The following is a 12,626-nucleotide window of genomic DNA, read 5'->3' as shown; positions in this document are numbered from 1 at the left end:
GGAAATTCCGGCAACGGCAATGGCGGCGGGAACGGCAACGGAAATTCCGGCAACGGCAATGGCGGCGGGAACGGCAACGGAAATTCCGGCAACGGCAATGGCGGCGGGAACGGCAACGGAAATTCCGGCAACGGTGAAGATTGATCAGGTACCATAGATGACGGTCCGGATGTCTCGGCTTCGATCGTTTACTTCTGTTTGCTTTCATAACGACGGAACAGCCCACTCGTGGAGTGCGTTTCTCGAGGCTGTGGTCGAGAGCATCCCCTCTGAGCTGCTGCCACTGCAGCAGGCGAGGCATGCAGTGCCCGCCCGATCGAGCAGCTGCCCATGCTGTTGAGATACATCTGGACTGCCTGCGATCCACTTGCTGTAGTCCCGGGTGCCAAATCTCCGCGAGCAGAGCAGCATTTCATCTCTGTGGAGTTTGGTTACCGCTAGACAGGGGCGTGCATAGCGCCATCACCATCTATCGCCTGGCCAAGCAGGCCGCGACCGCCTTGCCTATCGTTTTTGGTATCCGACTTCGTCGCCGGGCCTGCTCTCCTCTAGACAGTTCCTTGTGACAATAAGACACTCCGTGCATTCTAGGGACCTGAATCGACGCGCTCCGCTTCTGAGGCTCCGGATGACAACTGCAACACTTTCAACCCCACCAGATCCATACCGCTTGCTGCTGGAATCGATAACGGATTACGGCATTTACATGCTGAGCCCTGACGGTCGAGTTTCCAGCTGGAACGCGGGGGCGAAGCGGTTCAAGGGCTATTCTGAGCAGGAGATCTTAGGCCAGAACTACGCGGTCTTTTTCACGCCTGAAGATCTTGCTTCTGGCTTGCCTGCTCGGGCTTTAGCGGAAGCCGCTGACAAAGGGCGGTACGAAACGCAGGGCTGGCGTATCCGCAAGGACGGCACCAGGTTCTGGGTCCATGCCGTTATCGATCCTATCAGGGATGCCGGTGGCAACCTGATGGGCTTCGCTAAGATAACGCGGGATTTAACCGAGCGGCGCGAAGCCGAGCTCGAGTTGTATCATTCCCAAGAGATGTTCAAACGTCTCGTTTTGGGCGTTACGGACTACGCCCTGTACATGCTCAGCCCCGAAGGCATCGTGACCAACTGGAATCTTGGGGCGGAGCGCATTAAAGGCTATCGACCAGAAGAGATCGTTGGACACCATTTCAGCCAGTTCTACACGCCCGACGACCGCGCGAAAGGACGCCCAGCTCAGGCGCTGGAAGTAGCGCGCACCGTAGGAAGATTTGAGAAAGAAGGATGGCGTGTTCGAAAGGATGGCACCCAGTTTTTCGCCCACGTCATCATCGATGCCATCCGCGATCCTGACGGAACGCTGATCGGCTACGCCAAGATCACCCGCGACATCACCGAACGGATGGAAGCCCAACGGCAGCTTGAAGTCGCTCGCGAACAACTGCTGCAATCCCAAAAAATGGAGGCCATCGGCCAGCTCACAGGGGGCGTCGCCCATGACTTCAATAATCTGCTGATGGTGATCATGAGCAGTCTCGAACTGATGCAGAAGCGGATGCCGCAAGACACGCAACTGCGCAAGCTTTTGGCTAACGCGCAGCTGGGAGCCGAACGAGGCGCAGCATTGACCCGCAGCATGTTGGCCTTTGCAAGGCGCCAGCAAATGAAAATCGTGCCCGTGGACGTTTCAACGCTCGTTCGATCAATGCGCGACATGCTGGCGGGATCGCTGGGCGCCTCCATCGAAATCGAAATCGACATTCCGCCTGGTCTGCCACTGGCGCTATCGGACCCCAATCAACTTGCAATTGCGGTGTTGAACCTTGCGGTCAATGCACGCGACGCTATGCCGGGCGGTGGCATCATCCGTATCGAGGCCGACGCCAAGCCCGGATTGGTCGATGACAAATCTGACGCGTCTAACAAGTTTGTTCGCTTGCGGGTCATCGATAGTGGTGAGGGAATGGACGGTGAAACCCTGGCCAAGGCAGCCGAGCCGTTTTTTACCACCAAGGGCGTGGGTAAGGGGACCGGGTTGGGGCTATCGATGGTGCATGGGATCGCCGAACAGTCAGGCGGTCGCCTCCTTTTACGGAGCGTGCAAGGCAGCGGCACCACAGCTGAGATATGGCTTCCGGTCGCAGCCCCAACAGGTGAGAACGAGCAACCGAACATTATTCCAGCTGCTGTCGAACCCATCAATGCGCGACGGCGCCTGAAGGTGTTGGCAGTAGACGACGACTTCCTCGTTCTCCTGAACACAAGCAGCATGCTGGAAGACCTAGGCCACAGTGTCGTTGAAGCCACGTCGGCAGAAGAAGCCGTGAAGGCGCTGGGAAGGGAGCAGTTCGACCTCATTATCACGGACCATTCAATGCCGCGGACGACAGGATCGCAACTTGCTTCGATGGTGCATGAAAGTCGGCCAGAGCAGCCAATCATAATCGCCACCGGTTATGCCGAACTGCCAGAGGGTGGTGCCGACCATCTGCCAAGATTGTCAAAACCTTTTAGTCAGGCTGAACTCGACCGGGCAATTTGGGGGGTTATTTCCTAGGGGACAATCCAGCGTATGTGGTAACGCCCTGTAAAATGAAGAATCCGCTGAAACTTTTCTGGTTTTACCCCGGGTTAACGCCTATCGCCTTCTCTCGAACGGAGGGAAGAAACTCGGTGTTATAGACGGTCCAGCGAGGTGACCACATTGCTCGGATTTCACCGCGGGCACGTTATTATTGTGCTGATCGACCAGGTCTTAACAGCAGAGATCACCGAGTGCAAAACTCGGTTACCCTTTCCAAAAAAGGTCTCCGCCACGTACGAAGAGGGCGAGCGGATACTGATGGATCGCGCACGCTGTCTTATCGACCTCTATGTTGAGCGCGGAGGTCAAATACCGGACTGTAACGTTAGCGATATACTTCACTAAAATTCTAAGGTGACACTCCGTCACACGCGCGAGTTCACTGGAACTAGCGACGATTTTGGTCGTTAGCGCAACATGAGCACAACGACACGCACTTGGTGGAACCGAGAAAATCGCCCTTATGATCCCGTCGAGCTCAAGGTCGATGCGGCAGTTCATCTTCTGGGGCTGACAATCGCGCTGCTGATGGGGGCCATCCTCATCTACTTGGCCCTAATTTCCCGTTCCCCGATCAATCCCGCCCATCTGAGCCTGTACGTCGGCTCGTTGTTAGCCGTGTTGAGCATTTCGATGGTCTTCAATCAGTGGCCGCCAACCCCGTTCAAGATGCATCTAGCTCGGCTCGATCAGGCCTCGATCTTCCTCTTCATGGCCGGTTCTTACACCCCATTTTTGGCTTTGCTCACAGGGACACCCAAAGGTCCACTGATGATGACCATTGTCTGGGGGGCTGCAGTAATTGGCATTGCATTGAAGCTAATCGCGCCGCACCGATTTGGTCGGATCGCCATCGTTTTATATCTTGGTATTGGCTGGAGCGGCCTCATCGTGTTCCGGGATCTGGCTCGCCATGTGACTGACAATACTCTCTTCCTTCTTCTGGCCGGCGGCATTGTCTATTCCCTTGGGATTATCTTCCACCTTTGGGAAAAATTGCGGTTTCAAAATGCCCTTTGGCATGTGACTGTTGTCGCGGGTGCTAGTTTGCATTTGTTGGCCGTGATGGAAATCCTTTTGCATCGCTGAGATAGGGGCTTGATGATGATATCACCAGATCGCCATCCCTTAGTGCATTCATATCTTTTGCGCTGGCGTAGCGACCTGCGAGGCAGAGTGCATTGTTGCTGGCGCCGGCAGCATGGAAGATGACAGGCTGGCCCTGCTCTGAAGGCGGAATGTAAAGCGGACCACGGGAGGCAACGTATTTACCGCCCAAGTCGATTGGCGCGACCCGTTCGGACTTAGCAAACTGACCGGTGGCGTGATCATGGACCCACGCGTCTTTGCCCCAGCAACCCCACAGCGCCTGCACCAGCTGAATGAACTCATGGGCACGGCCATAGTGATCGGTGCTAGATGCCAAGCGTGAGAGCGGGGATGCTTTGGTCGGCGGCCGCTGCGGAGACGGACGACCCCCTATTGGTTGGTGGTCACCCTGAGTGGAATAAGTTCCGGGTCAACGGCGCTGATCAGATCGTCATAGCTTCGTTCAGTCTTGCCATACCCATCTCCGGCAAGAGCAAGTAAGCCATCGCGATCCAGGATGGTGAGAGCGCCACGCGTCGACTTGACAAGATGCATGCTTTCCAGCTCGTGAAGCGTCGTGGTAATGCCGGGCCGCCTTACGCCAAGCATTATTGACAAAAATTCGTGCGTCACGGGAAACCGGTCGCCTTCAACTCGGTCGTGGATCATCAAGAGCCAACGCGCCAGTCGCTTCTGTATTGGGGCATGAGCGCTCGCCAACGCCGTATATGCGGTTTGAACCGACAGCATGTGAGCGTATAGCTCGAGTGCCCAGCGTAGGGTGTCGCTTTGGGCAAACGCGGAAACCAAACCCTTGGCCGGCAACCTTAAGGCTGGACCCACGAATTGCACATAGCAATCGAACGGGCTTGGCGCCCCGACCAAGATCGAGGTTCCAGTCATGCCCTCCCAGCCGATCAACCCCACCTCGAAGTTCTTGCCGCCGCGCAGTGTTGCCACGACAGACGCGACACTACCCTCCATGAAAAAAATGTCGCGAGGGATTCGGTCTGCTACTTCCAGCGACTGACGCATTGTCAAAGACACGGGATCTAGATGCAGGCGAAGCAGATCGAAATCCGCATCACTCAACGATTGAAGCAAGCGATTGGGACCCGCATATTGCGGTGATTGAATCACGATACCCTCCTCAGTACGCCCGGACCACGGGCTTCATGGCCCGCCAGTTCTCCGCATCAGGTCTTAGCTTTGTCCACTGTTTGTTCATTCCAGATCAGCGCACTTCACCCTTCTGGAACAGCAGCGCTGGCGACTTCAACTGCCGGAATTAGCGGCCTCGTCAACCTTCTACAGGTACATCAAGTGACAACAACTAAAGCCCTCTCGCCCTCGCGGAGTAGGTTAGGGTCTACTCAGACGTATTCGCCCTGCGTTCCGCGTTCGCTTTGCGCTTTGCGTTTCGGACTTCGCGAACAGCTTTACAAGCGTAAATGCGTCGTTGCCCTGAACATAAACCTTCGCCCGCACAACGTTGCCTTTTTGGTTGCCGCCGCGCACCAGATCTTCACCGAGCGCGAGCCGCGCAGCCTGTTCCGGTGTCTCGGCTATGACTGTGATCCCGGTCAGATCAACCAGTTCGGTCCTGTAGTCCACCACTCGAAACTCTTTTGCCATCCGGACCCTCGCTCATCGGCCTTTTAGCCACGATGGGGCAGGGAGCCAATCCTCAACATCAATTGCGATCATGCGCGACAGTCCCTAGTGCCTCTGAGCCGTATCAAATGCCCGGACAAACCGTTGACCCAGGCTGGTGATGCACGTCTTTGACTTGTTGCCCATTACGTAGCGTAAATCCCACAGCGGCTGCAATTCGGTGGTCTTGTCCATTAGTCGCGGTCCTTTTTTTCGAGGGTGCGAAGCACGTCGATGGCGGCAGCTGATAGGTCGGCCATGGGCGCGTAATGGGATGAGTCCCCACGGCAAAACTAGCCTTCATTTCCAATCATCAGGAGACCACGATGCCCACAGCTCAGCGCCGCGTCGCAACTTCAACGTGCGGGAGCGCATCCACATTTTGCCTTTTCAAGCCGTTGCCGCGGGTGCCGCCTATTCTTACGCTGGACCACAAGTGCCGAGTAAGGCGCAGGAAGACGCGTTCTGGGGCAGGGAACTTGGGCGCTTCTGCTGGTACGGGGCGGCTTTTGTGATTTCGGTATCGCCTCGGGGGCGTCATTAAGACGTGACGCCGCTTCTATACCGTAGTCGCGGCAGGCCATCGCCACGGTCCGTGCGGTGGTGGGCCAGCTAAGCTGGCGGCGATAGAGCAGGACGGTTTTAGTGCCGTCGCTCAGATCACCGAATGTGACCTAGGTCTGAGGTCTCGTAAACGGCCAGTACGAACAAGCCGTTCGCTAAAGAGTTTCTCACATTGTAGTTTCAGGGTCCTGCGTGCGAGTCGTTTCCAGCTGCGCCTGTAAATTGCCAGCCCTTCCGAAGCCTGGTGACAACGTCACTTCTTGGCTCTGCGGAATTACCAGAAACGAGGTCTCTAGCACGCCATTCCGACGTATAATGAAAACCTTCACTCGCATGGCCGGTATCCTGAAAGTTGAGGCCGTCCGCTTCCATGGGGGATCGGCGGCCTCATCCGCCGCTTCGAGGTGATGCCAGCGACTAGCCACAAATCTTCGTCGGGGTCCTTCGTTCCAACACACTTGATCCCGGGGCCATTTGTGATCCGCCCCGGCATTGCCTTCCGGCGGCAGTGACCGAAGCCTCTACTCGATCTACCCCGCCCTGCGTTCCAGTGTCAGAGGTTCCGTCGCCTGGACATAGGCCTTGGCACGCAGCAAGTTGCCTTTCTGGTTGCCGCCGCGCACCAGGTCTTCACCGAGCAGGAGCCGCGCAGCCTGTTCCGGTGTCCCGGCTATGACTGTATCCCGGCCAGATCAACCAGTTCGCTCCGGTAGTCCGCCACTCGAAACTCTTTTGCCATCACTCCCTCGCTTCATCGTCCTTTTAGCCGCGATGGGGCAGGGAGCCAATCCTCAACACAAATGGAGTCACCCAATGCTCTCGAAACCCGAGGCATTTTTTGCGCGTGTCCGTGCATCCGTGTCTGGCAATAAGATCAGCCAAACGCAGGTCAAAGTCATCCACGCCTTTCTCGACTGTTGGAGAGAACAGCCGTGGATTTCCCTAGTCTTGCCGCACTGCCACCATCGGCCATTGCCGCCTTCGTTTTTGCGCTGGCGGTCACCGTCGCCGTCGACCGATTCGGCATGCGCAAAGGCACCACTCTGCTGCCGCTCCAAGCGGGGCCGCACAGGTCGCTGCGGTCATTGTTGACCCCGACGGCCCTGAACCACGCCACGGCCGCTGCAGAGCGGCCTGACCATCGCTGTAACGGAAAGCTGCGTCATCGCCCCCGCCAGCACGTCCGTGCCACCGATCGTCTCGCCGAACAGGTCGAACACTTGGGTGATGGCACTGATCGACTTCGGGATGAAGTGATCCCGTCGGCTTCCAAAATGAAGTGAGAATTTACGGAACCGACGACGTCGGGATTCAGTTGATTTGTACCGTTCGGTTGTTATCACACCCATCCCCACGGGACGCCCCAGACTGCGCCAGCGGCTGGGGCGTTTTCTTATTGCCTGAATGGGCGATTGCCACCCAGCGTGGATGGGCATAGTGCGGTTGAGACTCGGCGGGCGTGATCTTCGTAGGGTCCCTTCCAAACTCAGATCGCCTTCCTGCCAGAAGGTGAAGCCAGCCCCCTTTCGCTCAGGCGCACTCAGATGGATATGCTGGACGAAATGAGTTGAGGCCGATGGCGATAGACTTCCTCAACGGCGCCCGTGGCGCTGCTGACGGCGGAGATCATTGGCCCGTCAGTGTCCCCTTCAAAAATGTCCGACTTCTGCCCGAAGCTGAACCCAGCCCCGATCGCTTGCGCGGCTGTGGGCTCTTTTTGCGTTTGTAAGATTTGATCACGACCCATCTCGTTCTCATTCTGTTCACGGCGCTACAAACCGACTCCTCTAGTCAAGAGGGGCCTCGCCATGCACTCGTTCACGACCGATCTCAAAGACCACGATACAGCCAAATTCAGGCTGACCGAACAGGAAGCTTGGGAGATGCAACGGGTTGGGTTTCGGTTCTCGATCTTCAATCCATTAGATCAGGACTACCGCATTTCGATCCCGTTCCGCCTGCTGCACAATTTAGACCGCGGCACCGTCACCCTGCAGCAGGAGGAGGCCTGGATGGAATAGTGGTTGGCCATGCAGATTCCGCCTCGCCTCAAATGGCGCAAAGAGGCAGGATGGTTCGCGGCCTATCCCCTCGGCATTCACCTCCTCAATTCGCTGCGACAGTGAGTGACCTCGAACATTGGCAGGCACCTGTCGTGGGTCTGTATGTGTCTTGGCCAAGGTGGTTTGAGAGCGTGGCTATGCCTTCTACAAGCAAGTCGCGGCCTATGGGGCCACCGAGGGCTGGTGGATTAGCGTGGCGACGGAGGTCCCTTGGGGCGTCGAAGGCGAGGTGCCGCTGATTGCAGCCCACGTGATGGTGAGGCCTCCGCCGAATAGTCTTTATGCTGAGGACAGTGCATTCCTAACCTTGCTGATGCGCCCGGTCAGGCTTCAGTATGAGCAAGAGCCCCGGGAGAACGGGTTGCCTCGCCCGTGAAGGATGTGATGCCTAACCTTCCCAAGAGCTATCTCGGCGGAAGACCAGCTAATTCGGCGCTGGATGGCCCGGGGGGTCGAAGTCCGCCGGCTCATCAGGAACTCCGCTAGCCGCTTACCGGGCTGGCCGCGCCGATACGATCGAGCGTGACCAGTAGCGAGCCGTCTTTGGTTTCTATGCGCAGGACGCCTTGGAGCGGCAAGACGCTGGTCACAGTCATCGTGGTGGAATCCAGCGAAGCGGGAAGGGGTTGATCAACTGGGAATGCCTCGTGGCCTGCCATGGGAATTTCTCGTGACGGGTTGATGATCGGCTAGCCGCGGTGCGTATCATCTCAATAGCCTTCGTGTGCAATGGCACGCACACGCCATGGACGTCGCGGAACAGACGGTGCTCGCCTCTACCGAACGAAAGATCTGTGGGAGGCGCAGCGCGACGTGATCGCATTCTCTATTCGGCTGCTCAGGCTTGCGAACAACGGCGCCTGAGAGACCAAAGTTATGCCATTTTCCGAACTGGCGAAGATGGTCGGTCAGACCAAGTGCCGCTATAATCAGGAATAGCTCATTTCATAGACGGAGCTTCAACTGCGGCCGGCGTGTCGACACCTCCCCTTTGCTAGTTTCGCCCGACGGCGGGCAGAGCGCTGACCATGGTCAACGGGACCGACTGTCACGGGAACGGGGGGCAGAAGTGTCGGTTGGTTCCTCTGACGTGCTTATTGGCTCTGATCCATCAGGGCACGGCGCCGGCTCCGTCACTACGCCTTCCTGGACACTATTGCCGCCGCCAGGAGCTATCTGTCCCACGGCGGGCAGTACTGCGACCTAAGCGAAAAGCAGGCCGGGAATTGCGAACAGGGCCTTCATGACGAGTCCCCTTGAAGCGCTCTTCCTATAAACCGGTTTCTGCCGAGGCAGTTCCGCGTGGTGCAGCCATTTCGGAACGGAGCAAACGCTGACGGACGGTATCTAAGAGTTCATCAAGAGCCTTTGGGCCGCACGGCCCTAAGGAAACAGGGCTACGGATTGAGCGCAAAATGACACGCTTGCTTAACGCGCGGTCGGTTACCAGTATTGAAGCGTCATCCAAACACCGTCTCGTAACCAAGGTTTGAGTGGATGCGCCATGCTTTCAATTTATCTGCCCAAAGTTGGGGCCGGGTGATTTTCGTGACTACGGTTGGCACAGTTGTGTGCGTGGCCGCGGCGCTGATCGTTGACAGCTTCAATTTTCCCAACCTTGACGAAGCAGGTAGGCTTCGATCCATCTTGGTTGACATCCTGCTGCCGACGGCATTGGCGATACCAATGCTGTCATTTCTCATGACCAAATTGCGAGAGTTGGCGATCGCCAAGGACCATCTCACCATTTTGGCCAGCACCGATGGCCTCACTCAGGTTTTGAACCGCGGTGCCTTCACCTTGGTCGTCGACAGCTACTTGGCCAAGGTACAAGCATCGCATTTTGCCAAAGAGGGAGCCCTGTTGGTCGTCGACGTCGACCACTTTAAGGCGATTAATGACCGTTTCGGACATGACCGGGGTGACGCTGCGCTCAAGCTGATTGCACTTTCCATCAAATCGTCTCTGCGAGAGATCGACTTGGTCGGTAGGATCGGAGGCGAGGAGTTCGGTGTGTTTTTGCCGGGCTTGAGAACGACAGACGCCAGGAGCGTAGCGGAACGCATTCGAGTATCGATCGCGGAGGTAGATTTCCGACCCCGTGGCGATCGAGAGCCGCTCTCCGTGAGCGTTGGCGGAGCGAGTTTTGTGCAATACGTTTCATTTGAGGAGTTGTTTCGCCAAGCGGATTTGCGTCTTTATGCGGCGAAGGAGCAAGGCCGCAATCGCGTGCAGATGATCGAATTGGCAGGCTAAATCATAGGTTCCTACGGGCCGCCCGGTCACGGAGGCACGCGACCGTAACTTATCAGTCCAAACCACATTCCGGCGCCAGCGTTCCCCAAGCATCGTTCCAAAGCGCACGGGCCTGGATTGCGACGACGACGCGGGGATAGTCATATAGCTTAGCAATCTCCTGGGCATAGCTCAGGGCGACAGCGGGGTCGAACGGTCCTTCTATTCGGGCATCGACCTTATCGCCTTGAAACAGGCGCTCTGGCCAGTAAACCGATGCCAACATCGGCTCTGCCGTCAGAGAGGCGGCCTCGAGAGCAGGACTGTCCCTGCCGATGCCTACGATCACCGCGTCGGTGGCGGTGTCATCCCCGTCAGTCCACTGATAGACGGCCATTTAAGCACCAACAGCGTGCTTCGATCCTACTACGCGGGCTCTCGTTACGAACGGCGATGGACCGTTGGGGGCCTTGAGGTCGAGATCCAACCGCATCTCAATTGCCACCACATGCGGATCGCGCAGGATCGCCATGCCGCGTGTTTCGAAGCGACCCTCCGCAGAAGCGCGTTCAACCTCGATGCAGCCCTGCGCCCAAAGGGCGGCATGCAATTCGCGCAACACCCGGACATCAAAGAAAATGAACGGCACTTCAGAACCAAACCTGTTCTGAGGCCTATCTAGGTAGAGGGTCGCCTGATACCAGCTCATCTGTCATCCCCTGTTTTGGTCTACCTCATCCGCGCTAGCCAATCGAAATAGCGGTGACTACCGCCGTTGGCTCTTAAGCATAGGGTGCATTCGTCACAACGGCGTCACGCCAGTGGCCGTGGCTCGTGATTTACGCGTGATTTGCATTCAGGTGGCTGCCCGGCACCTGGCATATCCGGCGGCCGTCGGCGAGTACGCAGGACCGTCGTCGGTCTGCTCTTCAACCAGGTATTTCCATTTCGCCAGCCGACGGAGCGCCTCGGGGATCGGCGCCCACTCCGCATCGACCGGCACTGCGATGCAGGTGCAGTCGTGCTTCGCGACCACGCTCAGGATGTGGATGTCGGGGTCGGGTTCGGGGTCGGAAAGCCGACGCAACGTTATGCCAGACACACTGAATCGCACCCACAGGTGCCGCTGCGCCTCATAGGCCGATTTCTCCGGAGCAGTAAAGTAGGGTCGCCAAAACTGCCCAGGGCCACGGCAATGCTATTTGGTTTCCTGGCCGGATGCCAAAACACAGTGCTTCGGCGGGTCGTGCAGAAACGGTTATGCAGCGGGAAGCCGCTGTTGCCGACACGTTCGAAGACGGTCGATTGGCCAGATATCGAAACGGCGTCTCTTGAGAAAAATACGGCAACGCCAAACGCGCTACAGGTCCAATGAAAAGCGATATGCGTTCATGGACGTTCAGCTTCCGTCAGAGACAAGTCAGGCTAGTGCGATCATCGCGATCGATACCTTCATACCGGCGACGCGGACTGGCATTTTAGCGCCTTGCCTAGCAGGCGGATCGGTTGGGAACCACCTCTCCCACTCTTCACTTGCCGGCGCGAAATCATCTTCGTCAGCGACAATGAGAGTGGCGCTCACCGCATTTGCCAAACTGGTTCCGGCCGCCTCTAAAATTGCTGCAATATTGGTGAGGCATTGGGCAACCTGAGCCTGTACCGTGCCGTCGACGAGCCTGCCTGTGGCCGGGTCAATCGGCGCAGTGCCCGATACGAACACCAGCCCCGCCGCCTTCACTGCTTGGCTATAGGACGCCGGAGCCGCTGGGGCGGAGCGGCTAATGATGATGGTTCGTGACATGTGGGGCTCCTGAGCACTTGGACTATATGTATGTGCTAGACTTTCCCCGCTTTCAATCTGGGCACGGGACCTTCAGCTGAAGCGAGCCGTCCAACCCTACTTCCGCTAGCTTCAACTCGATTCCAACCAGCCATCGCAATTTTGGACCCCTGCTCAATCGGTACGTCATCGACTTCTTGTTGTTGTTCACAGTTGGCAACAACATTCGGAGAGTAACCGTAGTTATCCATGCGCGCTACGCCACACCTTGTGCTGCGCTACGAATATGGGCGTTTGGCCCGTTGACCGGCAATCCGCCGCCAAGCCATGCCATTGTAAGCGGCGCCACCATGGCCAATGGGAACCGCTGCGGCTCCGCAGCTACAGCCTTGCTCCAACTGGCTATCGTGCTGCGCACGTCAGGGCGAAGGCAATCGATGCCAACACCAAGGCGTGGAGGGGCGGTCGGGGCCAGCTATGGCAATGCCAGCACTTAGGAAAAGGACATCAGGTGCAACAAATCAGACGATGGCTGGTCCGAGGAGGGAGTAAGCCCAGCCCTTGAAATGCCCAGCCCAAGGCCAGCGACAACACGATGTTAACGCCGATGACTGCGATGTGCCGCGTGCCACCTAGGTCAGTAGGGACAGAACTGTTTTTGTGTCAG

12 protein-coding genes are annotated in these 12,626 nt (G+C 57.3%); 5 read left to right on the top strand and 7 right to left on the bottom strand.

The window, feature by feature from the left end:
• Positions 1-628 precede the first annotated feature (628 nt).
• Both ABIB57_RS21935 and trhA read left to right on the top strand, forming a co-directional pair.
• Positions 629-2,548, top strand: coding sequence for a hybrid sensor histidine kinase/response regulator (locus ABIB57_RS21935; protein ID WP_354043370.1), 1,920 nt, complete (start codon positions 629-631; stop codon positions 2,546-2,548).
• Between the two features lie 444 nt (positions 2,549-2,992).
• Positions 2,993-3,664 carry a PAQR family membrane homeostasis protein TrhA gene (gene trhA, locus ABIB57_RS21930; RefSeq protein ID WP_354043369.1) on the top strand — a complete coding sequence of 224 codons (672 nt, stop codon included), beginning with the start codon at positions 2,993-2,995 and terminating at the stop codon, positions 3,662-3,664.
• A gap of 390 nt (positions 3,665-4,054) precedes the next feature.
• Here trhA and ABIB57_RS21925 read toward each other — a convergent pair whose 3' ends face one another.
• Both ABIB57_RS21925 and ABIB57_RS21920 read right to left on the bottom strand, forming a co-directional pair.
• Positions 4,055-4,804, bottom strand: a complete 750-nt coding sequence (locus tag ABIB57_RS21925) for a Crp/Fnr family transcriptional regulator (RefSeq protein WP_354043368.1) — start codon at positions 4,802-4,804, stop codon at positions 4,055-4,057.
• Between the two features lie 222 nt (positions 4,805-5,026).
• Positions 5,027-5,299 carry a hypothetical protein gene (locus ABIB57_RS21920; protein ID WP_354043367.1) on the bottom strand — a complete coding sequence of 91 codons (273 nt, stop codon included), beginning with the start codon at positions 5,297-5,299 and terminating at the stop codon, positions 5,027-5,029.
• A 1,514-nt stretch (positions 5,300-6,813) separates the two neighbouring features.
• On the opposite strand from ABIB57_RS21920, the gene ABIB57_RS21915 reads away from it, so the two are divergent.
• The 3 genes from ABIB57_RS21915 (at position 6,814) to ABIB57_RS21905 (ending at position 10,200) form a co-directional block, all read left to right on the top strand.
• On the top strand, positions 6,814-7,164 hold the full coding sequence (locus tag ABIB57_RS21915) for a hypothetical protein (RefSeq protein ID WP_354043366.1): 351 nt from the start codon (positions 6,814-6,816) through the stop codon (positions 7,162-7,164).
• Positions 7,165-7,689: 525 nt separating this feature from the next.
• Positions 7,690-7,902, top strand: a complete 213-nt coding sequence (locus ABIB57_RS21910) for a hypothetical protein (protein WP_354043365.1) — start codon at positions 7,690-7,692, stop codon at positions 7,900-7,902.
• Positions 7,903-9,441: 1,539 nt separating this feature from the next.
• Entirely contained in the window at positions 9,442-10,200 is a 759-nt protein-coding gene (locus tag ABIB57_RS21905; RefSeq protein ID WP_354043364.1) for a GGDEF domain-containing protein, read from the top strand.
• Between the two features lie 52 nt (positions 10,201-10,252).
• Here the strand turns inward: ABIB57_RS21905 and ABIB57_RS21900 are convergent, their stop codons facing one another.
• The 5 genes from ABIB57_RS21900 to ABIB57_RS21880 all read right to left on the bottom strand — a co-directional run bounded on the left by ABIB57_RS21900 (position 10,253) and on the right by ABIB57_RS21880 (position 11,980).
• Positions 10,253-10,576, bottom strand: a complete 324-nt coding sequence (locus tag ABIB57_RS21900) for a hypothetical protein (RefSeq protein WP_354043363.1) — start codon at positions 10,574-10,576, stop codon at positions 10,253-10,255.
• Positions 10,577-10,888, bottom strand: a complete 312-nt coding sequence (locus ABIB57_RS21895; protein ID WP_354043362.1) for a hypothetical protein — start codon at positions 10,886-10,888, stop codon at positions 10,577-10,579. It abuts the gene before it with no gap.
• A gap of 147 nt (positions 10,889-11,035) precedes the next feature.
• The gene (locus ABIB57_RS21890) at positions 11,036-11,266 is read right to left on the bottom strand and encodes a hypothetical protein (protein WP_354043361.1); all 231 of its coding nucleotides are present in this window, start codon (positions 11,264-11,266) and stop codon (positions 11,036-11,038) included.
• 2 nt (positions 11,267-11,268) lie between these two features.
• A complete protein-coding gene (locus ABIB57_RS21885; RefSeq protein ID WP_354043379.1) occupies positions 11,269-11,562 on the bottom strand; it encodes a GFA family protein in 294 nt (97 codons plus the stop codon).
• Positions 11,563-11,599: 37 nt separating this feature from the next.
• Entirely contained in the window at positions 11,600-11,980 is a 381-nt protein-coding gene (locus ABIB57_RS21880) for a RidA family protein (RefSeq protein WP_354043360.1), read from the bottom strand.
• Positions 11,981-12,626: the final 646 nt, after the last annotated feature.

Origin of the sequence: Devosia sp. UYZn731 (genome assembly GCF_040546795.1) — a bacterium.
Taxonomy (GTDB): Bacteria; Pseudomonadota; Alphaproteobacteria; order Rhizobiales; family Devosiaceae; genus Devosia.
The sequence above is the reverse complement of the archived record's forward strand: the minus strand, read 5'-3'. Positions and strand labels throughout refer to the sequence as shown.